Consider the following 25,690-nt stretch of genomic DNA (forward strand, 5'->3'; position numbering starts at 1 on the left):
TCACAAAGCCTCTTTTACTACTTTGGCAACCCATTGAATCTGCTCCTCTGTCAAATCTGGATACATAGGCAAACTTATTGCCCCATTATAATATGCTTCTGCATTAGGGCAGTATCCTTTCTTGAATCCCATCTTTTGGTAGTAAGGTTGCAAATATACAGGTATATAATGAACATTGACTCCTATATCATTATTACGAAGATATTCAAACACCACTCTTCTTTTGTTAGCTGGAACAACTATCGGATATAGATGCAATCCTGAATAACTTTTGTCAAACTGATGTGGCAAAACGACTCCTGAACAATCCGACAATAGCTCCTCATACATACTTAATACAGCATGTCTCTTTGCAACAAACTCATCAAGCCTAGACATTTGTGATAGACCGAGCGCACACTGCATATCCGTAATACGATAGTTGTAGCCTAAATCTATCATTTGATAATACCAAGAACCCTCCGACTCTTTTGTCATTAGAGATTCATCTCTAGTCATCCCATGAGTTCTCAATAAACCTATCTTTGCTGCTAGCTCACTAGAATTTGTCATCAGCATACCGCCTTCTGCAGTAGTCACGATCTTAACGGGATGAAAACTAAAGATTGCAATATCAGAATATTGACAAGATCCTATTGGCTCATCAAGGTATCTACCACCAATAGCATGAGCTGCATCTTCAACTATCGAAAAACCATATTCCTTTGACAACAAGTGTATCTGTTGCATATCACATGATTGTCCTGCAAAATGTACTGGAGCCACTACTTTTGGTAGTTTACTAATCTTCTTTGCCTCAATTAACTTGTGTTCTAAACATTCAACAGACATATTATAAGTTCTAGGACAAATATCGACAAAATCAACATCTGCACCACACATAACAGCGGCATTAGCCGTAGCTAAAAATGTATTAGGCGATGTCCAAACAATATCTCCCTTACCAATACCTAATGCCAAATATGCCAAGTGCAAAGCACATGTTGCATTTGCTACAGCGAAAGCATACTTAGCTCCGCAATACCTTGCGACAGACTTTTCAAAATTAACAACCGCTGGTCCCTGTGTTAAAAAATCCGACTTTAGAGTATCTACTACAGCCTCAATATCATCTACAGATATATTTTGTCTTCCATAAGGAATAAAATCCATAATTACATCCTCGCCATCATTTCCAAAAATGACTCATGTGTTAACCACTCAGTATTATTTCCAGAATTATACTCAAAGCCCAACTCTACAGGACTACCAACCTCTCCTAAATGATTCTTCATAAAGTCAGCCTTATGGGCAAATTGAATAGTAGGACAAAGCACATAATGATCATCAAATTCCAATGTTAAATGAGAATCATCCGAAGGACACATAATCTCATGAAGTTTCTCTCCAGGTCTTATACCAACAATTTTATGAGGTAAATCTGGAGCCATTGCTTTTGCTAGTTCTGTCATGTACATAGATGGAATTTTAGGTACAAAAATCTCTCCGCCCTGCATTCTTTCAAAATTTTTGAGTACAAATCTAACTCCCTCTTCTAATGTAATTAAAAAACGAGTCATTTTCTCATGTGTAATAGGTAGCTCTGTAGCTCCCTCATCTATTAACTTCTGAAAAAAAGGTATAACCGAACCTCTACTTCCAAGCACATTACCATAGCGAACAACAGCAAATCTTGTCTTTCTTGACCCAACCATGTTATTCGCAGCAACAAACAATTTATCAGATGCTAGCTTTGTAGCACCATATAAATTAATTGGATTAGCTGCTTTATCAGTAGATAATGCTATGACTTTTTCGACATTATTTGATAATGCTGCCTTTATGACATTCTCTGCGCCATGTACGTTAGTCTTGATACACTCCATCGGATTATACTCAGCTGCTGGAACCTGCTTCTGAGCTGCTGCATGGATCACATAATCAACACCGTGCATAGCTTCTTTTAATCTTTCACCATCCCTAACATCTCCAATGAAATATCGCATACAAGGATCATTAAATTCTTGAGACATCTCAAACTGCTTTAGCTCATCTCTACTAAAAATTATTATTTTTTTAGGTTTATATTCAGATAATAATATCTCAGTGTACTTTTTACCAAAACTACCCGTACCGCCAGTTATTAATATACTTTTATTATTGAACATCCTCGACCTAGCAAATGAAATAAGAATAAATATAATTATATATTTTCAAAAATTGAATAGCTATAAAAGAGTATGTCAAAAATCATGATATAGTTTATTCATCTCTCATAAAGCAAAATTTTAGGCAACCACGAGTTAATGATTAATCAGAAAATATTTAAAACTGTTAAGTAATTTCCAAAAATGTAAGGTTCTTACAATATTTCATCATAAGAAAGTTCTTTAATCTCATACTCTCCATTTTTTGAATATATCTTACATTTTTTTACAGGCTTACTATATATATGTAAAGAATATGCTGTTTCTAATCCTCTATTTTGTATACTATGTATCTCAGTGTCTTTTGCTTCATAAATGTAACTACGTTTAACTTCTGACTCAGATAATGCCGCAAATTCATCTCTATTAAAGCCATATAAAACATTTGTTAACCTCCCTTGAATCAAGCTCACATAACATTCTTGAAGATCATGATCATGAATATAGGATCTTGATGCAGGAGGCCATCTCAATAATAAAACCTCTATGAGAGAATCATTATACAGTGATGTCCTAGTATATTTAACAGAATCATTACAACACAAATTCAATAAATCATCATCAATCAAGCTTATTATCTGTTTGATAAGAACTTTTAAATCATACTGGTTACTTTTACAGCGTTCTTTAATCAGTTTTAGTTTATTACTCATCTTAGCTATTCCAAATATCGAAGCTATCATTAATATGCTTGACAAATTTGCCAACACCTACTTGGTACTCATCTTGACCTGATAGATCTTTTTTCAAATTAGGATAAGCTATACCAAAGCCATAGATATTTTCAACTATTTCACCAGTTTCTTTATTATAGTCTCGATTATTATTTCCATTAATTTTAAGCTTTCGTCTTTCAAAACCTATTGAGTAAATAGCTTTATTGACTACTGGTAAATATCTTTTAAGACTATGCTCACTACACTTCACTCTAATTAAATTTGCCAACAAATTCTGTTGTAAAAACTCTCTTGACCATTCAGCAGCTACACCCTTTAAACCAGTATTATCATTTATAATCCCGTCTGGAGTATCAACCGCATACTTTATATCTTCAATATAAAAGTTAACAATCTTTTTGACATTATTTTCAACTAACGACTTAAGAATTAAAATAGCTGAATGTGACGATCCAAAAACTGCCACCGTATCATCTGCCGATATCACTTTAGACAATCTACTTGGATCAAGAGCAATATCCAAACCGATCTCTTGTACATCTTGATATAATGCTTTCTTCGGCTCAGCGCCAATTGCAACTATTGCTTTATTGCTTGTTATCTTTTGACCATTATCTAATGTTATAGTTACATTTTGATTAGTAGATTTCACATCTATAGCCAACTGATTATATATATTTACCTTAGTTATCAATGCTTTTGTTGAATGTTCAAGAGGTTTTACAATATCACTGAGATAACAAGTCTGATCTTCTGGCATTTTAAAAATATCAAAATCACTTTGTCTTTTTTTCAAATCAAAAGACTCATAAGCCAGTAAGAACTCTTTAACCCTCTTTACAGAAGTATTACCTGAAACATTGCGCCATTTTTTCCCTAGATCACCAACACAGAAATCCGAACATATCCAATGAATATTTTTACCACCCACATTCTCATCCAGAAGCTTAGCTATAGCTGTTATGCCGGCTACACCTCCACCTATTACAGCCCACTGTTTTGTCATAACCAATCCTCAACCATAATACCTTTGAACTTTATTCACAAATTTATCTAACTCCCCTTTCAATAAATCATTAACACCAGCAGCTGCCTCTCTACCACCTCCGGTGGCGAATTGTGAGCAAATATCAGCCGCACCAAATGGTTTATTTTTTGGAGCTCTTAGACTTATTAGATAATTACCATTATCTTTTACTGTTGCAATTATGATAGCTTTGTCACGATACTTATTTGCCAAATCATTACCTAGTGTACCACTAACTCGTCTTGCCCAAGGTTGATCAGGGAGTTTAACTAGCTTAAGCTCATCAAAATCTTGGATATCTAAACTATCTAGATTTTCACTGTCATTCTCATAACCCTGTTTCAATTTATAAAAGCATGATTTTGTATCAGCAATCACATCAAATGGAGTCTCATACTTTATTAAATCATAATACAAGTCAGCTGGATGATAATACAAATCATCAATAGTACTACCGTAACCATTATAGTTAATCAGCATCCCTAGCTCTTTTAGATGAGCTTTTTGCTCACTATTTAATTTAAGCAAATCTGCCTCATTGTCTGCCATATGATGTAGATTATCCCCATAAGCTGCCGCGATAGCCCATAGATGATACTTTTTATCTAATTTACTACTCACTATTAGTGCAGTACAAATATCTGCCGCTGTATTTATATGAGATTTTAGTTTTGGATTTGAAATTAGCTTATCAGCCTGATGATGATCAAAATATGCCATCTGACTAACATACCCTAATAGCCTTTCTATATCTTGATAATTCTTATCATATGATATATCTAATACTGTCACATTTGCATTCTCAGCATCTTGATTAGAGACATTTTTACATAGAGAAATATCTCTTTTGACCCCTGTTATTAGTGTATGGCTATTACTAGCTACTGGCAATGCCTTGCGTAGCTGAATAAGTGATAATATCCCATCTGCATCACCATTGAAAATATCTATATACATTACATATACCTTAGATTTTATTATTTGAAACTAGATAGTCAAAAATCTGCCCTGCACAATCTTTTATAGATTTTGCTTGTGTTTTAATATGTATCTCTGGATTCACTGGCTTTTGGTATGGTGATGTTAACCCTGTGAAATCTGCTATTTCACCTGCTCTTGCTTTTTTGTATAAGCCTTTGGGATCCCTATTTTCACACTCTGCTAACTCAGTATCTATAAAAATTTCAATGAAATTATTCTTGCCAATAAGCTCTCTTGCTTGCTCTCTATCAGATATATATGGCGAAATAAAAGCCGTACTAACTATAATCCCAGCATCTACAAAAAGCTTAGCAACCTCAGAAATGCGCCTAATATTCTCAATACGACTGGCCTCATCAAAACCCAGATCTCTATTAAGTCCATGACGAATGTTATCACCATCTAGTATATAAGTATGATAGCCTTTTTGATGTAGTATACGATCAACAGCATTTGCGATAGTTGACTTACCAGAGCCACTTAACCCCGTATACCAAAGCACTAAGGCTTTGTGATTTTTATGCTTAGCTCTTTCATCAGTTGAGACACTAGTATTATGCCAAACGATATTTTTGCTCACTTATATCTCCATTAATATAAAGGATAAATTATAGGTATCATAACACAGCAGGATACTACATATACGATTGAGACAGGTATCCCTGTTACGATAAAGTCCCGCCACTTATAGTTTGCAGCATTCATTACCATCAGATTAGTTTGATAACCATACGGAGTCAAGAAACTTGCAGACGCCGCAAACGCCACCCCAAGCACTACTGGAAACACATTGATACCAACACCTAATGCTAGATTATATGCAACAGGGAACATCAATGCAGCAGCAGCATTATTAGTTATAAACTCTGTCAGTAATATTGTAGTGATAAAAATCCCCACAAATATAACTATGGCAGAATGTCCTGCTAAATATGTGCGCGAAAAATCAGCAATAGTAGCTGCTAAACCAGTATTATCCATACTCGTTGCAATACATAATGAACTAGTCATTATCAACCAAACTTCTGTAGGGAAGCTATTTTTGATCTCATTGATAGATATACTTTTAGTTAATACCAAGATACCTAATAATATAAGCATCCCAGAAAATAATGAATCCCCAGAAAAAACAGAATAAACTATAACAGCAATAAAACCAAATATTACCAAAGCCTCACGCCAGCCTGTAATCACTCTTTTAGGCTCCACCCCTTTTATGACCAGAAAATTTTGGGATATATTAGCTCTACCTCTAAAATCATCGCCTGTAGCCAATAATAAAAAATCTCCAGCTTTGATAATTAGCTTACCAAGCTTACCAGAAATTTTTTCACCATCTCTACGTACAGCAACTACAGCAGCATCAAATTTTGATCTAAACTCAATTTCTTTGAGACTTTTACCAACTATACTCGAATCTTGCTTAACAAGAACTTCTGTTAGCTGAAAAGTATCAAAACCCTCTGTTTGAGCATATAGTTTTAGACCATCAAACTGATTTAATATCGAAACTTTTTGGATATCTCCAGAAAATAATAACTTGTCTCCCTCTGCAAGAATATCATGAGGTTTAACAGGACATATCCTATCACCATTCTTGGTTATAATTTCAGCAAGAAATAAGTCCTCGAGATGTCGTAATCCAGCTTTTTCAATACTTTTGCCAATAAGTGATGATTTAGCAAGCACTTCGGCCTCAACCATATAGCTATTATAGCTATTAATTTGGGGTTCTTTTTTTGGCAGAAATTTACTAGTAAAGTATAATGTTATGCAACCGAATACAGTTACCACAGCTCCTACAATTGTAAAATCAAAGAAACCAAAACCTTTAGATCCAGTCGCAGCTGAGTACATACTACTGACAACTAGATTTGTTGAGGTACCAATCAATGTCAAAGTACCGCCCATAATAGTTGCATATGACATCGGTATCAAAAGTCGCGATGGTAACACTGCTTTTGAGTTATTGATAGCTTTAATAAGAATAGCTACAACTGCGGTATTGTTTAGAACTGATGATGATAGTGCCGAAACACCCAAAACCTTTATTAGAGTTTTTTTCTCTGTCTTGGCAATCAGTAGATTTTGTAACTTTCGTAATACACTTGTTTTTTCAATCACTGATGCAAGTATCATGATGATTACTAATGTAACCAAAGATGCATTGGATGCATTAGCTAACAGCTCTTTTTGGTTAACCCAACCAAAAGTAAAACAAGCAAACATCACTACACCAAAAATCATCAATGTCTTGTGCTGATAGAAACACAATAACACTAGCATAAGAATTATAATAAAAAATAATAAAATTGCGCTCACAAATTAGCCTCTTAAATTTTTGGCGCCCCAATGAGGAAAATGCTTACGAATAAGAGCATTTAATTCTAACTCAAACTCTGAGTGACTATGAGCATGATCTCTAAGCTCTCCATCTGCAAGTGGTTTGATAATCATACCCGCACCAACTGTTGCATTAAATAATCTATCTATAACTATAAATGCACCTGTAGCTCTATTTTTTTGATAATCATCAAAGCACACTGGTTCTGACAATTTCAGCTCAACTGCACCTATCTCATTTAAATCTAATTTACCACAATCAATATCTTTTAGGGTATTTATATCTGTCTTATAATTAAACTTACTTACCGAACCAGTAACTTGCTTAGTCAAAAACTTGATATAGTAATCTTTGTTTTCTAGTAATGGTTGCTCATGCATCCAAACGATATGTGCTTTGATGTTAGATGACACATGCGAGATAGAATCCTTATGAACGATCATATCACCACGACTGATATCAATCTCATCATTTGTTGTCAGTGTAATCGCCTGTCCAGCTTCTGCACACTTTAGGTCTCCATCAAATGTAACTATAGACTTAACTGTGGTAATCTTACCATTAGGCATAACTCTGATAGTGTCTCCCACACTAACCTTACCAGAAGCAACAGTACCCTGAAACCCTCTAAAATTAGAATTAGGGCGACAAACCAATTGCACTGGAAATCTAAATTCATCACTATTAGAATGCTCTACTATCATAGTCTCTAAATAATGCATCAGTGCTGATCCTCTGAACCACGGCATACTTTCACTTTTAGTCACTACATTATCGCCCTTTAGCGCTGATATCGGTACAAATCTAATATCTGGTATCTCAAGACTTCCTGCTAGTTTTATATAATCATCTTGGATTGATTTATAAACTTCTTGTGAGTAACCTACTGCATCCATCTTATTCACAGCTACTATCACATGCTTGATACCTAAAAGTGAACAGATAAAACTATGTCTACGCGTTTGTGTTTGCACTCCATTTCTAGCATCTACTAGGATTATCGCCAAATCACAGTTTGATGCGCCTGTTGCCATATTACGAGTATATTGCTCATGCCCCGGGGTGTCAGCTATAATAAATTTACGCTTATCAGTAGAGAAGTATCTATATGCCACATCTATAGTAATACCTTGCTCTCTCTCAGACTGTAAGCCGTCGACAAGTAATGCTAAGTCAATTTGATCACCTTGTGTACCAACTTTCTTACTATCCTCTGTAATAGCAGCTAGCTGATCCTCAAATATCATCTTACTATCATGCAAGAGCCTTCCAATTAAGGTACTCTTACCATCATCAACACTTCCACATGTGATAAACCTTAGTAACTCTTTTTGCTCATGTTGTTTAAGATACTGTTCAATATTTGTCGCTATTAAACTTGATTGGTGTGACATTTTTGCTCCTTAGAAATAAGTATTAAGTTTTCAGCGTTCAGAACTCAGAATTTTGATCTTAGTTTATGTTGAAGTCCTACAATCATTTTTAAAATCTCTTCAATTTCCATCTTCCAACTTAAACCAACCTCTTTTTCAATGTATGTTATTTCAATACCAATATATATTTGCGTTATTAACTCTGCAGATGATCCTTTAGCTATTTCAAGAAATCTTAGTTGCTCTTTTATAGATTCTTTCTCCATACCTTCAGCAATATTTGATGGTACAGATAAACTGCTACGAGTAATTTGGTCTTTGAATCCAAAATCTTTAGAAGAGTTAAAATGCCTAAAGATCTCTACACTTAATCTAGAGCTTCTTTTCCATACATCTAACTTTTCACATCTCATAATAAAATATCTCTGAATTCTTAACTCTGAAAACTGAGCTCTATTTCTAACCGAAGATTAGAAATACCCCTCAATTTTCTTCTTCTCCATCGAGCCAGCACTGTCTTTATCTATAGCTCGACCTTGGCGCTCAGATGTTTTGGTTAGTAGCATTTCTTGGATAATCTCTGGTAGAGTATCAGCCACTGACTCTACAGCTCCAGTTAGTGGATAACAACCTAGCGTTCTAAATCTGACCTTTTTATTTACAGCCTTTTGTCTTAGTTCAACAGGTGTTCTATCATCATCAACCATCATCAAAATACCATCATGCTCAACCACAGGTCTTTCTTTGGCAAAATATAAACTTGGAATCTTGATATTCTCCATATAAATATATTGCCAAATATCTAACTCAGTCCAGTTTGAAAGTGGAAAGACTCTAATACTCTCACCTTTGTTTACCATACCATTATAGATATTCCACAGTTCTGGTCTTTGATTTTTTGGATCCCAGCGATGATTCTTATCCCTAAATGAAAATACTCGCTCTTTAGCACGCGATTTCTCTTCATCACGGCGAGCACCTCCAAATGCAGCGTCATACTTACCTTTATTTAAAGCTTGCTTAAGTGATTGAGTTTTCATAATATCAGTATGTTTAGCACTACCATGAGAAAATGGCCCTACACCTTGATCAATCCCATCTTGATTGATATGTACCAAAAGCTCAAAATCATACTCTTTTGCCATATTATCTCTAAACTCTATCATCTCTTTAAACTTCCATGTAGTATCAACATGAAGTAAAGGAAATGGAATCTTACCAGGATAAAAAGCCTTACGAGCTAAATGAAGCAATACTGACGAGTCTTTACCTACAGAGTACAGCATCACAGGGTTCTCAAACTGTGCGACTACCTCTCTAAATATCTGTATTGACTCATTTTCAAGTTTTTTTAGATGTGTTTGCATTGATATACTTATATATACTAGTTAACATTAAGTTTATAACATTATTATATCCTCAAGTTGATTAATAGTCACAGATATACCTAAAATATTGTCAAAGAAATTCAGAATTATTTAAAAAACTAACAGATTTAAAACTAAAACCTTAGATAAATCTCATCAAAAATAAATCAACTAACTAGACTAGTAAAGTTACTACTAGTTAAAAACTAGTACAAGGAAGAAGAGACAGAACCTAATCAAAAAAATAGAAATAGCATAAATAAAACAGGTTAAATAATTAACGCTTCGAAAGCTTATCCAAGGAATATTCGTTGATATAACTGTTCAGAGAAAATCAAATAAGTTTACTTGAGATGCAGATAAATATTGCTATTACAACTACCAAGATCTTCAAAATAGATCTACCAACGCCCCTAAAAGCTCAAAGGAGGTTCTTTAAGCATATAGCAAAAGAGTTATAATAGATCGCTTAATACTTATTTCGCAAGGTGTCTAGTGTACGATATATATACTAGATTCATACTTAATATTTTCATCTTCAATTTATTAATAACTAACCATAAATCTGATTTTGACACGTTACCAGATTAAACATTAGTAAATTAACGGTAGCTTATACTAAATTTCTTTTGCCATAAATTAGTCAGTTTTTTATCTTCAAGTTACCTATTTCAATAACCAAGCCCAAATATTTTCGATAATTAGAACTATATAAATCTAAAAGCTCTTACCTAACTCTATTAATAAATATTCTAATAAATTTCATAACCAACCGAAACGGTTTCATTAACCGCCATCCTTTAGAACGATAAATACAACTAAGCTGTGATTTATAAGCTTCAGCTTCCAATTTATAAGCAGTTAGTTCATTTTTTAAACTTAATATCACATCATCTTTCAAACCAAGATTAATATCTAAATTTCTTACCTGTTCATTAAGAGATACAACAATATTACTGTCAACATAACATTCTCGAAGTTCATACATAGAACGATTCAGCTTTATTAGCTTTAATTTTTCAATAACCTTTTCATAAAAACTATTCATCCTACTAGATCTAGATTCACTAACTTTTTCACAAGCCGGAACCCTGTATATAGAGGTTACTTTATCAACAGGTTTAAAATCACTAATACTAGAGTACCTTAACCACAGATCCCAGTCTTCAAGACTGTCAAGTTCAACATCAAATCCACCTAAAGCATCAAATAAACTTCTTTTAAATAAACATGACTGAATAGGTATATGATTAACATATGTAAACTCGATAACATTGAATTTCTTAACAGATTTTGTAATTAGATTTAAGTCAACAGATTTATCATAATATTGATAGACACCTGATAATAATTCATAATTTGTTGGCCACTCGAAGCTACTGGAGTAAACAGCATCAAAACAACCATGTTTACCAATCTCTCCAACCAAAACCTCTATATGATCAGCGAAAAATAAATCATCATCATCCAAAAATACAAAATAGTCACCTGAAGCATTATTCAAAGCAACATTTCCTGTTACACAACGGCCAACTTTGGCACAAGAAAAATATTTAATCCTAGAATCATTATAACTCTCTACTAATGGCTTTAATGAATCACCACCATCTTCGACAATAATTATCTCAAAATTTTGGTACGTTTGATTCAAAACAGAACGAATAGCATCATTAAGAAAATAATCTCTACCCTGATAACTTCTAATCAAGACTGACACTAGCTTACAGGCAGAAACATTATCACATTTGTAAAATGCCCCTTCTCTAACCACCTCATAATCCCAATCATCGATAAACTTAGCAACATTTTTATCTGCATAATTATTTTCACTAAAATATTTTCTATTTTTTTGATAAAGCTTAAAGTTATTTATAAGCTCCTCCCAAGCAATACTTGGATGGTGGAAGCTTGATATTAAATGTTTATAAGCTATTTCACCAATCTCAACATCATTAGCTGTACCATATCTTAATCTTAAATATAAGTTAGAAAGAGTAGAGCCTAAAAACTGAACTTTCTTAAACTTGTTATCTTCATATGTATAATGCCAGCATACGGCATTAGGACAATATTTAATTCTAAAACCATGAGCTCTAAATCTCCACGAAAGTTCGACATCCTCCCCATACATAAATATTTTAGGCTCAAACCCCCCGACAATATCCATTGCAGATTTCCTAATAAGAATACACGCAGCACTCGACCAAGTAGTTTCTAATGTAACAGGATCATAAATTTTAGGATGTTCATAAGGTTTCTGCCTCATTTCCCAAGATACAATATCTTCTTCATCTTGTTTAGCACATTGAACGAGATTTAAAATTGAATCATCCTCATAACTTAAATCCACATTAGAAACTAATACAAACTTAGACTTACAAAATCTAAAATTAGAATTATGCCCATTACCAAAGCCAACATTATTTTGCTCGATTATCTTATAACTTCTTAAACCGATACTCTCTATGATAGATCTCAATAAATCTAGAGTATTGTCACTAGATCCATTATCTGTTATATATAGATTAATCATATCTAATGGATAATTCTGTTTAGAAAGGGACTTAACCCAATCATTTAACCATCTAGCTGAGTTAAAAGTAACTATTGACAAATCTATCTGTATATCCATTTAAGACCTACCCTTTTTAAATTTATATGTTGCAGATTTATTAACCTTGCCTTATCATATTTCTAATGATTGCCATATAAGGGACTAAAGCAATTGTTTTGACATATTGAAGTCACAACCAGTCGCTTAACAATTAAACTGTTAAATTAAAATCACATTATACCGGGATCAATATGAATAACCAATTAAATTTTTTAAGATTTTTTGCAGCATTCTTAGTTTTATTCGGACATGGGTATGTTTTGTATGGATTAACCCCAAACACCGTACTATCTCACACACTAGGACTTGCAATGTTTTTTTCCATTTCTGGGTATCTCATTTCTTATAGTTGGGATCGTGACCCGAGCTTCAAAAGATATTTTGCTCGCAGATCACTTAGAATTTTTCCTGCATTAATCATAATGCTTCTTATAACCACTCTACTACTCGGCCCCATAGTAACAACATTACCCATCTCAGAGTACTTTAGTAGCTCCATTACGTGGTATTATATACTTAATAACAGCTTTTTACATATTCAATACTATCTCCCAGGTGTTTTTGAAAATGCTCACGTAAAGAATGCAATGAATGGATCATTGTGGTCACTACCTGTAGAGTTCTTTTGTTATATACTAGTTGCTGCTATAGGGTTTATATTTAGAAAAAAAGCAAAATATCTTGCTCTTCTTCTCCTAATCATAACAATTATACTCACTCTAGCTTGGGACCACCTTTTCAAATCACAAATAGTCTTCTACTACACAGATGTTCACTCTGCAGTCATAGTGAGCTGTTTTTTTTGGATGGGTGCTACACTACATCACTTTAAATTAAACAAATTATTTTCTTTTGAAGGTTTTGTAATTGGTCTTTTAATCATTATCTTCATGTATCAATTTAATAATAATATATTGAATGAAATATTAAAAATCATAATACTACCATACTTGGTTCTAGCATTTGGATTTTCAAACGCAAATAAATTATCAATTTTTAACAAAGCTGACTACTCATATGGTATTTACATATATGCATTTCCAATACAGCAATCAATAATTTACATATTCCCGAATCTCTCATTTATCATGTATATGATTACATCTGCATTTTGTACATTAGCTATGTCAATTTTTTCTTGGCATTGCATAGAAAAACATATTTTAAAATATAAACCTAAATAAGCTTTTTATCAACATAACATCTAATTTCATCGATAGTTTTAATACATATTTTTTTTTAAAAAAAGTAAATAGTACTTTATAAAGATTCCTAGTTATAGTTTAATATGGTTATAACATTATATTTAACTGTCAGTGAGTTATGAAAAAAATTACTAAAAAAGTTTTGTTACGCATACCTCAACTAAGAAAATTAGTTATTCAGAGAAATTCATTATTAGATGAAAAGTATTCATTACTAAACGAAAAAGATTATTTAGTAAATGAAAGAAACTCTCTGTTAGATGAGAAAAGATTATTACTAAGCGAAAGAGATACTTTACTAACTCAAAAACAAGATCTAATTGATGAAAGAGATCTACTCATACAAAATAACGCTTCTCTTTCAGATGAGGTGAATCAGTACAAGAAATTTGTTCCTCCTGGTCACTTTTACTCTCCGATCCCATCAAATGAAGATATAGATTCATTTGTTAATGACTCTTGCGATTTAATAGATAATATACCTGGTATTGATTTGAATACTGAAAAGCAATTAGAGTTATTAAATAAATTTCATCAATATTATTTAGAGCTACCTTTCTCTGACAATAAGACTAAAAATTTGCGTTATCACTATATCAATCCTGCGTACTCATACTCTGATGCAATTATGCTATACTCAATGATTAGATATTTAAAACCAAATAACTTAATTGAAGTAGGTTCAGGATATTCTTCTTGTGTTACTTTAGACACAAACGAGTTATTTTTTGATAATCAAATTAATTGTACATTTATTGAGCCATATGCAGACCTACTCAAATCCCTAATCAATCCAGATGACGAGTCTGCTAAAATAAAAATTATTGAAAGAAAACTACAGGATGTACCATTAGATACATTCAAAAATCTTAAAGAAAATGATATTTTGTTCATAGACTCGACTCATGTATCCAAGCTCAATAGTGATGTTAATTATTTTATACATGAAATTTTCCCTGCTTTGAACAGTGGCGTGTACATTCATATACATGATGTATTTTATCCTTTCGAATATCCTAAGCACTGGATATCAGAAGGTAGAGCATGGAATGAACAATATATTTTAAGATCATTTCTACAGTATAATGACAAATTTGAAATTGTGCTATTCAATACTTACCTTACTTCATTTTTTAAAAATGAAATTATTAAAAAATTCCCATTACTTTATAAAAATCAAGGCGGTAGTATTTGGCTTCGAAAAAAATAAGAACTATCTTCAAACTCACTGGCATGAGTTACCGCTTGTACCCTATTCATTAAATAATTGTAAAAATCTTATGATTAAAATAATAAAAATATCTTTTTACTAATCGTGTCAGTTTATTTATAATTTTTAGCTAGTAAAATTACCTTTTTTATCTAAATATTTCAATTTATATTTCCAATAGTTTTTTTTTACAAAAGATAAGTTAGTCACAATGGTTTTAATAATTTCCAAGTACAAGAAGTCTATATTTTCTAATATATATTACGCAATATTGTTTTGCCATCCCTCATATTTAAGTAAGTTTTTCATAATAAAAATCTCTAATATTAGTTTATCGACTATTTATTCGTTCTAATTTTACGAACAACTGATCTAGCAATTCTCATTAAAAATCTAAATGGCTTCATAAGCTTCCAGCCTTTTGAGCTGTATATGCGATTTATCTCAGCTTTATAATCATCAACTTCTTTAGTTAAATATGCTACTTGATTATCTAGTTTGTGTATTTGAATATTTTGCTCTTGAATTCGGATATCTTGCTCTTGAATTCGGATATCTTGCTCTTGAATTTGAATATCTTGCTCTTGAATTTGAATATCTTGCTCTTGAATTTGAATATCTTGCTCTTGAATTTGAATATCTTGCTCTTGAATTTGAGTGCTTATTCTCTGTAATGTAGACTTTCTTTCACTGGTTACCGCATTTATACAGTGGTCTATATGTGATAAATAGTAGTTTTTCAATTCTTCTGAACAACCAATACGACTATAATACTTTAGTAGTGATGTAAATAGAGTTAGAGTCATGAGCGATCTTTGCTTATCCCCAACAAGAGAATGTATACCACCTCGATGTTGTCTGTGAACACAAGATTTCACATCTTTTATAAACTTGCCCTTACCATAATGTGATAATAGTGACCATAGAAACATATCACCAATCATAGTAAAATCAAACTCTAGTGGAAACTCCTCGATAACATTTCTAAACACAGTTGTGAGAGTATTTATAGCTGATCCTCTCTGCATCTCATCACCTGTCAAATCATTAGTAGCTCCACCAACATAATCCTCAACAAAATTGCCATCAGCATCAATGGCTCTAACACCTGTATAGCAAATCACATACTCAGGATTAGCCTCAAGAAAATCCACTTGCTTTTGCAACTTATGAGGATCTGTCCAGTAGTCGTCACCTTCACATAAGGCTATGTACTTACTTTCGGCTTTTTCGATCAAGACTTTGCTTGGCCTTATGCCTTTTGAGAAGGTGTTTTCATCTTCATATATCGGCTTAATGATGTTAGGGTATTTTTTCTCATACTCTCTTATAATATCTGCAGTTCGATCTGTTGAGGCATCATCTCTAACAATCACTTCAAAAGCAAAATTAGTTTCTTGCATTAAAAAACTATCAAGTGCCTGGGCTATAAATTTTTCATGATTATATGTGGGTGTGCATATAGTTAATAACGGTTTAGAAGTATCTGTCCATGTAGACATGATTTCTTTTTCAGTCTTGTTTATCATTAACTCTCCTGTATCTCAAATCCATCTAGAAATTCTGCTTAAGCAATATTAATAATGATTTTAGATATAATAAACTATCTCCTCTTTTAATTACACCGTTATCATTTAACTTTTTAATGACTTTAATTTTTATATAGACCTTATCAAATAAAAAATCTTTAGTGTCAATATTCCTTAACCACTTTTTTATGCTTTTATTCTGTATGTTATTATCACAAGTTGACACTAGCTTATTATCTTCTTCAAATATAATTTTAGTACTAATCATTTCAGATGTGAGAAAATCATAAAATTTAGTTGAAAGTAGCTTTATGATTAAACAATTATCAATGGCACTATTCTTCGAATCAATAACATCTAAATTGTATATAATCTCTCTTTTTAAGCTTTCTTTGACAGCATGTTTATATAAATTATCGTTTTTGATTTTTTCTATAATTTGATAGCCAGTTTTTATGTATTCAATCATAATGCAACCATCTTTATTGTTAAATAAAATAGTTGTATGCATCTATTATTTTCTTATTATCACACCTACTTCTAGTGATATTAAATTTTTTTTGCTCCGTATATTCTTTTATTAAAGAATCATATCCATGATGGCTTAGCTTAGTAGAAAGTTCATGATAAATCTTTTCAGGGTTAACACAGAAGTCTTCATAATTAACTATCACTTTTTTATTCTCAGATATGCACTCTAATTGTTCTTCGATTTTTTTATTTATGCAATATATCTGTCCAGCGACTTGCCTATATGGATCTAAGTTCTTAAGCATATCGTATTCTGGTATCTTAAATGAATACCACTCATCTATAGATCCAAGCTGTTTTTTTCTAGCCTTTAAAGCAGATTCAATATTGGTTAGTGGATCTCTTTTAGTATAAATAAATATTGCTCTATCGAACAACCTATCTAAAAAGTCTAAATTATAATTAAGTATCATTGCCTTTAATGCAAAAGGTTTCTGAAAAACATCTATAATCCCTGAGAGCTCTGCTTTTAAAATATCTACATCAACTTTTTTGAAAAGTTCAGCTGTAGGTAGATAGTCAATATCTCCAAAGGGCAAAAACCTTCTCCAAAAATACCAAAACTCATTTGGTGCAAGAGCTCCTTTTGTTTTACCATTTTCACTATTAAAATCAATATTACTATTAAAATCTAGAATTTCATCTCTGTAGTTATAAATTGGATCAGTTAAAAGAAGTTGTATTTTACTAGCAATGATAGGAGCCTCGTAAAATCTTGACATCAGATTTGTAGGATATGCAAGTCCCAAATTTGCTAACCACTGTGTCATTAATGTGCTTCCACTTCTTAATGGACCTATAATGAATATTAATGGTAAATCATTCTCTTTTTTTGCCAGTAAGGATTTTTCCGTAGTCCATAAATCTGAATTTATTTCAGAAAGAAAGTCTTCTAGTGAATTATTTCTTTTAAAAGCGCTTGCTCTTATATGCTCTTCTTTATTTTTATACATTGTTACCTCTATACTAAACTATATTTCTGTAGCATTTTTTTAATGGTTTCTTTGCTATTAAACATCAGTATGTCAATAATAGATAGATAAGGAACAAATTCATTGTTAAACTGCTTGTATTCTATAATTTGTGTATCTATAAAGTTTAGTTTTATATTTTTAATATCAAAGTCGTCTATATTATACAATTTACTTCCACCTATAGCATTTATGTATTGAGTAGAATGAAGTTCTGTACAAATATCTATAACTTTGTCTTGTGCACTTCTAGTATTATCAAAATCTAACTGACTAGAATATATTATATTAGTATTGATATCTAAATATTTACAAATTTCTAAAATTTGATTACCTAGAAAGGTTGATAGTTTATCATCAGGGTTGTTTATCATGCTTTCAAGCATAGGCATTATAGTGTTAAAATAGGGAGCTTTAAAATATGCATTTTGCAATGTTCTAAGCAACTTTTTCCTATTTCTACCAACCCTTACTTCCTTGATTTTTGTATTAGAACTAGCACCTATTGTTTCAAGCGTCAGATATTTTTTTTCACCATTTACTAAAATATTATTTCTGTTTATATATCCTTGTTTGATAAAAGTAACTTCATCATATATAACAAAAGTATCCACAGCACTTATAAGTTGCCAATAACCAATATATGGAAAAAAATATGGTTGCATTATGGCAACTTTCATAAACTATCCTTGATAATTGATATTATTTGCTCCTGCATACTTTCTCCAAGACCATGATAAATTGGCAGACACATTATTCTTTTTGATATATCTCTAGATATTGGCATATACTGTTCTGGCTCTATATAGCTAAGAGTATCAAGAGATGGATAAAAATATCTCCTAGGGAAAATATCCTGATTCTTTAGTGCATGCTGTACTCTTTTAAGTTGTTCTTCTGACTTAAACAGTATTGGAAAGTAACTATAATTCTCCGTAGCATTAAAGTTAAACTCTTGAAACTCAACTAAACCTTGCAAATCTGACTTGTATTTTTCTGCAATAGCTACCCTAGCATTATGAATAATATCTATATCATCTAATACACAAAGACCCATTGCGGCTTCAAACTCATTCATCTTAGCGTTGGTACCTAGATGCGATATCTCTTCAGCATTTTTGATACCGAAATTAATCAGAAATCTTGCTCTCTCAGCAAGTGCGTCATCATTTGTAATAAGCGCTCCTCCTTCAATAGTATGGAAAAGCTTAGTAGCGTGGAAACTCAATGTAGATATATCACCATAGTTTAGAACACTTTGACCTTTATATTTAACACCAAAAGCATGTGCAGCATCGTATACTACTTTTAGATTATATTCTTTAGCAATCTTCTCAATCGTCTCAACATCACAAGGATTACCAAATACTTGAGTAGCAACTATTGCTGTTGTATTTGGCGTTATTTGATCAATTATTTTATTTGGATCAATATTAAATGTTTTTTCATTAATATCAACGAATATTGGCTTGATACCATTAGCCACTAATGAGCTTGTAGTCGCCACAAATGAAAACGGCGTAGTTATCGCAAAATCTCTAATACCTAAAGCTCTATATGCTATCTCTAAAGCAACCGTACCATTAGATACTAAGATTATATTTCTAACACCTAGATATATAGCTAATCGTTGTTCTAATTCTCTAACTAACGGTCCATTATTTGTAATCTGACCACTAGCATATATCTGATCTACATATTGCTTATATTTATCAATATTAGGAAGATATGTTTTGGTTACGTTTATCATGACTTTCTAATACCTACGTTTTATTTTCCCATGGAAATGTATCATCCGCACTACATTCACTCCCAATAAACTCACAAAACTTCTGGTATGAACCTTTCTCGGATAAGTTTATTACAAGTAGGTCATCAGGTCGATCTTTGAAGTAATCTATTATGTATTGATTATGTCGATCGTAATGTCTAATCATAATCTCTTTATTATATGGATCTTTAGCGCTTGTCCCATGACCATCAATAACTCTTGTCATAAATCCTTTGCGCATATATTCAGCAGTTTCAAGATCCTCATAAGTCGGCACTCGACCATCCTTACCAAACAACTTTGCATGAAATTTAGTTATCGAATTATACCATTGTTCTGGACTATCTCTTAAAGTTAAAATAAACTTACTCCCGGGGTAGGCTTTATCAAGATGAACAAAAGTTCCAAAATGGCTAAAAGGTACATCTTGAAAAACTTCAGCTGATTTACAATATTCAACAATTTCATTGAACTTATTATCAAAAAAATATTTATCAAATAGCCATTCTGCTTCCCTCTGATCCCCAACTATAAAACCCAAATCCTCAAAAGCTTTTTTAAGAGATGTTGTTCCTGTTTTATTTCTACCTATACAGAAATATTTTGTTCTATCTTTAACATATAGCGGATTGATCTTAGTATCTATATCTTTCGCTAATGACACTAATTTACTATCAACATCTCTTGTCAATAATGCTATTTGACTCTGGCTATTTTTCAATATATCAAGCCCATGCACTAACTGCTCTTGTGCCTGCTTTAATGAATGCATATAGTTTCTTGATAATTGTAACTCTTGATAAATTTCTTCAAACTTCTGAGCCATTATTTCTTTTTCTTGAATGCGTATTTTTCTCTTAGATATTGCACCATAAAGTAATCTATCAATTAATTTCTTATAGCATAAAGGATTTATCTTTTTCATACTCTACCAATCAAATCTTTTACCTATCAGTTCAAATAGCCTTTCATTATAAGGTTTATAAAACTCTTTTAGAAATTCGAAAGATGCTATATCAATCTCAGAAGAATAATTGCCTTCAAATACCTTAGATAAACCTTCCCCCCTCCAATCATGCTTATCTACACCCAAAAACCATTCAATATAACTTAGTTTATCAATTAAACTACTATTTAACTCTTCATTTTCTATAATCAAGATATTCTTTTTCGGAAAACGCTTTAAATATCTTTTTAAATACTCATAATACTTACCCTGCATTAATACTTGAGCTTCTATTCGAGAGCCCCCTGTATTGATACAATCAAATTCTTCCCTTATATAGTCAGCAAAACTAAAAATTTTTTGACTACTCCTTTTAATTATATTATCACAATCAAAACTATTGAATGATGCTAGCCAATCATCAAAAAACCAGTCAATATTGTTTTGGTATCTTTCTTTATACATATTCCATGCCGAGTATGCTCTATAAATCGGGTTTCTTAACAAGACTATTAATTTAATATTTTTGTTGTATTTATATATCCTCTCACATGCCTCTGCACTAGCAAGATAACTAGGAGAAGCCTCAAAAAAAATCTCTTTTTTACAAGTTCTATTTGGAAAATTAGAATGATAATATTCAAATCCATTAGAATATTGACTTTCCGTACTAAAGAAATGTAACTCCTTAGTTGTTGATGGTATCAGATGAGGATGCTTAGCCAAATAACTAAAAAGTGCTGTAGTCCCTGATTTCTGAGCACCTATAATTAAAAAACCAGGAGTATTAATAGGTAATCGTTTTTTCTTAAAAATCATTAGTCTCAACCATTTTTATACTTACACTTGGAAACAGATCAACTTTTGACCATAATCTAACTTCAGGTCTCATCAATACTTTAAAAACATAAGCATCTGGAACCACATCAAGATACTCAACATCTTGATTAACAATAACTGGCAACGCAATATGGGAACGTAATGAATATAAGTTGTCTTGAAGTGGTAATTTCAATCGATATTCAACAACGAATTTCTGTCCAGCAGTATTTTCTAGCAACTTTTCTCCTGCTTGTGCAATACTACACGCTGCAAGATTTATTTTCTTATCATCTAAAATCTGAAAATTGACAGAAATTGGATTGTTTATTGAGCTTTCCACATATATTTTTATCTTAACTTCTTGATTAAACTCTGCTTCGATAACCGGCTCATCATTCATATCAACCAATTCAACATAGGTTATCCTAGCGCCACCACTACCGTATCTAAATGGTGCCACCTTCTTATCAAAGTCGGCCGATGTTTTAAATATCTCAGATGTTGCTTGATCTAACTTTTGAACATCCCCATTATGACTAGATTCATCTTTATTATCAAATGTTGCTGAAGTTCTAGTAAATTTTCTATACTCTTCATTTAGATTCTCACGCATCTCTCTGACATACATCTCAGCGACATCACTCGCCTTGCCTACAGCATGAACTACTCCATTTTTCAGATAAACGCCTTTATTACACAAGCTTTTAACGCTACCGATATCATGACTTACAAATAGAACTGTAGTCCCCTTCTGTCTAATTCTATCCATAGCTGTCATACATTTAGCCTGAAAATTCATATCCCCAACCGCTAATGCTTCATCTACTATCAATATATCTGGCTCTACATTAATTGCTACCGCAAATGCTAAACGCGCAAACATACCACTAGAATAGCCCTTGACAGGTTGATATATAAACTCCCCAATATCAGCAAATTGCTTGATAGCTTCGACTTTAGGCTCAATCGCCTCTCTAGCCATACCCATAAGCAAACCTTGAAAATATATATTTTCTAAACCCGTATACTCAGGATTAAAACCTGCTCCTAACTCTAATAGTGAGGCTATACGACCATTTATATCTACTGAGCCACTACTTGGAGTGAGAACCCCTGTAATTATCTTCAACAAAGTTGACTTGCCAGCACCATTACCACCTATGATACCTACAGTTTCTCCTTTTTTTATTTCAAAGCTAACATTATTTAATGCATAGAAATCATGATGATATTTTTTCTTAAAAGGATGTACTGCTTCTTTAAACCTGTCTGTATGATTATTATACAGCTTGTAAGTCTTTGTTATACCCTCTATTTTAATTGCTATATCTTTTTTCATTCTACAATACATCCGCAAAATGTGGTTTAAGTTTTCTAAACATTGACATACCTATGATAACAAGAATAATTAATAGAATTATATTATATAGAGTCAATAACGGCTTATCCCAAAACCAAACATGATTGATCATACTATCTCTATATCCCGATACTATATAGTATACTGGATTTAGATTCATTATAAACTGGTACTTAGTTGGCATCATACTCAGTGACCACATAATTGGAGTCAACCAAAAGAAAAACTGAAGAAGTACAGCTACAATCTGACCAACATCCCTAAAAAATATAACTACAGAACTTGTAAACCATGATATCCCTAATGCTAATAGAAAAGCAAACAAAGAATAGTATATTGTCTGCAACCAATATATTGATGGGTAATGCCCATACAATATAAACATTGCAAATAAAAAAACTATAAAAAACATATGGATAAAGAGTGCTGATAGTATAGGTACTATCGGTAATAATGAAACCCTAAAAACTATCTTCTTTACTAAATACTGGTTAGCTAGTACTGCATTAGTACCGCTTGATAATGCTTCTGAGAAAAAAAACCAAGGTATCATTGCGGCTATCAGCCATAAAATAAATGGAAGCCCCTGCACAGGTTGACTTCTAAAGCCAACAGAAAATACAAACCACATAATAAGTATAGTAATCAGTGGTTGAACAAAAGCCCAAACTATACCAAAGAGGTTATTAAGATAACGATCTTTTAAATCGGTCTTTGAGAGCGATAATAAAAGATATCTACTTTTATATATTTCTCGTAAGAATCTTATATACTTCATATTGCTTATACCAAATAAAATTCGATAGTTTCTTTAAACATTTTCTCAAAGTCTTGAGATGGCTTCCAACCTAACTCATTTTGGATCTTGCTATTATCTATAGCATATCTCCAGTCATGTCCTTTTCTATCTTCTACAAATGATATTAGCCTATTATGTGGTGCATTCTCTGGCTTATACTCATCCATTAACTTACATATAGTATTTATAAGTGTCAGATTATCAACCTCATTAATACCTCCTATATTATAAACTTCTCCTATCACACCCTTTTCAACTACTGTTTGTATAGCATCACAATGATCTAACACATACAACCAATCACGAATATTTGAACCATCTCCATATACCGGAATAGGCTTTTGGTTGATACAGCTATTAATTACAACTGGTATCAACTTCTCAGGATGTTGATATGGCCCATAGTTATTTGAGCAATTCGAAATCGTAACTGGCAATTTATAAGTATGATGATATGCCCTAACAATATGATCAGATCCTGCTTTAGATGCTGAATATGGTGAATTCGGCTCATAAGCCTTTTCTTCTGTAAAAGCTGGATCTTCTTTTGATAATGTACCATACACTTCATCTGTAGATACATGATGAAATTTACAATTAGTCTCATCTAGACCTAACTCATCCAACCAATATCTCTTAGCACAGTTTAAAAGATTAAATGTACCTATTACATTTGTCTCTAAGAATACTTTTGGATTAGCAATTGAGTTATCTACATGCGACTCAGCTGCAAAATGTACTATAGTTTCAATATTATGATTCTTAAGAGTTTCATATACCAAAGTCTCATCACATATATCGCCTTTTATAAAAGTATGATTATGCTCATTCTCTAAATTTTTTAAATTATCTAAACTTCCTGCATAGGTAAGTTTATCATAAGATACAATCTTTACATCATCATATCTTGATAACATCATACGTACATAGTTGCTACCTATAAAACCTGCTGCCCCCGTTACTAATATGTTTTTTGCTTTGTACATTTCTATAAATCCTTTTGTAATCTTTTTATACAATCTCGTAATGAATCTTTCCAATATGGTATCTCTATACCAAAATCTGACTTTATCTTGCTCTTATTCAAGACACTATAATGTGGTCGTTTTGCTGGAGTTGGATATGCTACTGTCTCAATAGGATTAACCTGACAACCAATATTTGCAATACTCATGATCTCTTTTGCAAAATCATACCAACTTGTTACACCCTCGTTACTATAATTATAAATTTTGAATTTTGAATTTTGAATTTTTGGAAGTATATCTAAAATAGCTTTTGCTAAGTCTCTAGCATAAGTAGGAGTGCCAACCTGATCATATATCACACCTAAAGAATCTCTTTCTCCACCAAGGCGAAGCATTGTTTTGACAAAATTATTACCATAGTACGAATAAACCCAAGACGTCCTAATAATTATAGAGCCTTTAGGATTTATTCTCTGTATAGCCTCTTCACCTGCTAGCTTAGTAGAGCCATAGATACTTTGAGGATTTGTCTTATCACTCTCAATATATGGCCTAAAACTCTCACCATCAAAGACATAATCTGTAGATACATGTATCAACTTAACACCATGCTCTTTTGCAACCATAGCCATATTAGCAACAGCAAGATGATTTATCTTATCTGCCATGTCAATATCAGCTTCAGCTTTATCTACGGCAGTATATGCTGCACAATTAACAATAGCCCTAATATTATTATCAATAATAAATTGCTTAACTGCTTCGTGATCTATAATATTTAATAACTTACTATCTGCAAATATAAATGTATAACTTTGAATTTCTAATTTTGAATTAGATACCAACTCTTTTAATTCAGAGCCTAACTGACCACTACAACCTGTTATCAATACTTTCATAATTCTTAATTCTTAATTCTTAATGCTTAATGCTTAATGCTTAATGCTTAATGCTTAATGCTTAATGCTTAATGCTTAATGCTTATTAAATATCTTGGACTACAATCCAA

24 protein-coding genes are annotated in these 25,690 nt (G+C 32.2%); 2 read left to right on the forward strand and 22 right to left on the reverse strand.

The annotated features are described in order from the left end of the window. The 11 genes from pseC to IMS64_RS07075 all read right to left on the reverse strand — a co-directional run bounded on the left by pseC (window position 1) and on the right by IMS64_RS07075 (window position 12,587). The gene (gene pseC / locus IMS64_RS07025) at window positions 1-1,152 is read right to left on the reverse strand and encodes a UDP-4-amino-4,6-dideoxy-N-acetyl-beta-L-altrosamine transaminase (RefSeq protein WP_211490262.1); all 1,152 of its coding nucleotides are present in this window, start codon (window positions 1,150-1,152) and stop codon (window positions 1-3) included. 2 nt (window positions 1,153-1,154) lie between these two features. Beyond that, the gene (gene pseB, locus IMS64_RS07030) at window positions 1,155-2,147 is read right to left on the reverse strand and encodes a UDP-N-acetylglucosamine 4,6-dehydratase (inverting) (protein ID WP_211490263.1); all 993 of its coding nucleotides are present in this window, start codon (window positions 2,145-2,147) and stop codon (window positions 1,155-1,157) included. 194 nt (window positions 2,148-2,341) lie between these two features. Further along, the gene (locus tag IMS64_RS07035; protein ID WP_211490264.1) at window positions 2,342-2,839 is read right to left on the reverse strand and encodes a cysteine dioxygenase; all 498 of its coding nucleotides are present in this window, start codon (window positions 2,837-2,839) and stop codon (window positions 2,342-2,344) included. A 1-nt stretch (window position 2,840) separates the two neighbouring features. Further along, window positions 2,841-3,869, reverse strand: coding sequence for an FAD-dependent oxidoreductase (locus tag IMS64_RS07040; protein WP_211490265.1), 1,029 nt, complete (start codon window positions 3,867-3,869; stop codon window positions 2,841-2,843). Window positions 3,870-3,878: 9 nt separating this feature from the next. Continuing rightward, a complete protein-coding gene (locus IMS64_RS07045) occupies window positions 3,879-4,847 on the reverse strand; it encodes a DHH family phosphoesterase (protein WP_211490266.1) in 969 nt (322 codons plus the stop codon). A 10-nt stretch (window positions 4,848-4,857) separates the two neighbouring features. Continuing rightward, complete coding sequence (cysC, locus tag IMS64_RS07050; protein WP_211490267.1) at window positions 4,858-5,451, reverse strand: adenylyl-sulfate kinase; 594 nt, start codon at window positions 5,449-5,451, stop codon at window positions 4,858-4,860. A gap of 11 nt (window positions 5,452-5,462) precedes the next feature. Next, entirely contained in the window at window positions 5,463-7,193 is a 1,731-nt protein-coding gene (locus IMS64_RS07055; protein WP_211490268.1) for an SLC13 family permease, read from the reverse strand. Window positions 7,194-7,196: 3 nt separating this feature from the next. Further along, a complete protein-coding gene (cysN, locus tag IMS64_RS07060; protein WP_211490269.1) occupies window positions 7,197-8,609 on the reverse strand; it encodes a sulfate adenylyltransferase subunit CysN in 1,413 nt (470 codons plus the stop codon). A 44-nt stretch (window positions 8,610-8,653) separates the two neighbouring features. Beyond that, a complete protein-coding gene (locus IMS64_RS07065; RefSeq protein WP_211490270.1) occupies window positions 8,654-9,001 on the reverse strand; it encodes a four helix bundle protein in 348 nt (115 codons plus the stop codon). Window positions 9,002-9,058: 57 nt separating this feature from the next. After that, complete coding sequence (cysD, locus tag IMS64_RS07070) at window positions 9,059-9,955, reverse strand: sulfate adenylyltransferase subunit CysD (protein WP_211490271.1); 897 nt, start codon at window positions 9,953-9,955, stop codon at window positions 9,059-9,061. Window positions 9,956-10,682: 727 nt separating this feature from the next. Next, the gene (locus tag IMS64_RS07075) at window positions 10,683-12,587 is read right to left on the reverse strand and encodes a glycosyltransferase family 2 protein (protein ID WP_211490272.1); all 1,905 of its coding nucleotides are present in this window, start codon (window positions 12,585-12,587) and stop codon (window positions 10,683-10,685) included. Window positions 12,588-12,760: 173 nt separating this feature from the next. Between IMS64_RS07075 and IMS64_RS07080 the strand changes: the two genes are divergently transcribed. Further along, complete coding sequence (locus tag IMS64_RS07080; protein ID WP_211490273.1) at window positions 12,761-13,753, forward strand: acyltransferase family protein; 993 nt, start codon at window positions 12,761-12,763, stop codon at window positions 13,751-13,753. A 139-nt stretch (window positions 13,754-13,892) separates the two neighbouring features. Continuing rightward, window positions 13,893-14,984 carry a class I SAM-dependent methyltransferase gene (locus IMS64_RS07085; RefSeq protein WP_211490274.1) on the forward strand — a complete coding sequence of 364 codons (1,092 nt, stop codon included), beginning with the start codon at window positions 13,893-13,895 and terminating at the stop codon, window positions 14,982-14,984. Window positions 14,985-15,322: 338 nt separating this feature from the next. Here the strand turns inward: IMS64_RS07085 and IMS64_RS07090 are convergent, their stop codons facing one another. Genes IMS64_RS07090 through rfbD form a run of 11 tightly spaced genes read right to left on the reverse strand, consistent with a single transcriptional unit; the run spans window position 15,323 to window position 25,580 of the window. After that, on the reverse strand, window positions 15,323-16,513 hold the full coding sequence (locus tag IMS64_RS07090; protein WP_211490275.1) for a glycosyltransferase family 2 protein: 1,191 nt from the start codon (window positions 16,511-16,513) through the stop codon (window positions 15,323-15,325). Between the two features lie 25 nt (window positions 16,514-16,538). Further along, complete coding sequence (locus IMS64_RS07095; protein WP_211490276.1) at window positions 16,539-16,982, reverse strand: hypothetical protein; 444 nt, start codon at window positions 16,980-16,982, stop codon at window positions 16,539-16,541. 19 nt (window positions 16,983-17,001) lie between these two features. Continuing rightward, window positions 17,002-17,997 carry a sulfotransferase gene (locus tag IMS64_RS07100; protein ID WP_211490277.1) on the reverse strand — a complete coding sequence of 332 codons (996 nt, stop codon included), beginning with the start codon at window positions 17,995-17,997 and terminating at the stop codon, window positions 17,002-17,004. An 8-nt stretch (window positions 17,998-18,005) separates the two neighbouring features. Continuing rightward, complete coding sequence (locus IMS64_RS07105) at window positions 18,006-18,695, reverse strand: WbqC family protein (RefSeq protein ID WP_211490278.1); 690 nt, start codon at window positions 18,693-18,695, stop codon at window positions 18,006-18,008. Continuing rightward, complete coding sequence (locus IMS64_RS07110) at window positions 18,692-19,765, reverse strand: DegT/DnrJ/EryC1/StrS family aminotransferase (RefSeq protein ID WP_211490279.1); 1,074 nt, start codon at window positions 19,763-19,765, stop codon at window positions 18,692-18,694. The genes IMS64_RS07105 and IMS64_RS07110 overlap by 4 nt, the downstream gene beginning before the upstream one ends. A gap of 13 nt (window positions 19,766-19,778) precedes the next feature. Beyond that, complete coding sequence (locus tag IMS64_RS07115) at window positions 19,779-20,711, reverse strand: sulfotransferase (protein ID WP_211490280.1); 933 nt, start codon at window positions 20,709-20,711, stop codon at window positions 19,779-19,781. A gap of 3 nt (window positions 20,712-20,714) precedes the next feature. Beyond that, window positions 20,715-21,551 (reverse strand): sulfotransferase domain-containing protein, encoded by an 837-nt coding sequence (locus IMS64_RS07120; RefSeq protein ID WP_211490281.1) that lies wholly within the window; start codon window positions 21,549-21,551, stop codon window positions 20,715-20,717. Then, on the reverse strand, window positions 21,541-22,893 hold the full coding sequence (locus IMS64_RS07125; RefSeq protein WP_211490282.1) for an ABC transporter ATP-binding protein: 1,353 nt from the start codon (window positions 22,891-22,893) through the stop codon (window positions 21,541-21,543). The genes IMS64_RS07120 and IMS64_RS07125 overlap by 11 nt, the downstream gene beginning before the upstream one ends. Window position 22,894: 1 nt before the next feature. Continuing rightward, window positions 22,895-23,692: an ABC transporter permease gene (locus IMS64_RS07130; protein ID WP_211490283.1), complete on the reverse strand. Its 798-nt coding sequence runs from the start codon at window positions 23,690-23,692 to the stop codon at window positions 22,895-22,897. 5 nt (window positions 23,693-23,697) lie between these two features. Further along, window positions 23,698-24,699 carry a dTDP-glucose 4,6-dehydratase gene (gene rfbB / locus IMS64_RS07135; RefSeq protein WP_211490284.1) on the reverse strand — a complete coding sequence of 334 codons (1,002 nt, stop codon included), beginning with the start codon at window positions 24,697-24,699 and terminating at the stop codon, window positions 23,698-23,700. A 2-nt stretch (window positions 24,700-24,701) separates the two neighbouring features. Beyond that, a complete protein-coding gene (gene rfbD, locus IMS64_RS07140) occupies window positions 24,702-25,580 on the reverse strand; it encodes a dTDP-4-dehydrorhamnose reductase (RefSeq protein WP_211490285.1) in 879 nt (292 codons plus the stop codon). Between the last annotated feature and the right edge of the window lie 110 nt (window positions 25,581-25,690).

The organism is Francisella philomiragia, from assembly GCF_018135955.1.
Taxonomy (GTDB): domain Bacteria; phylum Pseudomonadota; class Gammaproteobacteria; order Francisellales; family Francisellaceae; genus Francisella; species Francisella philomiragia.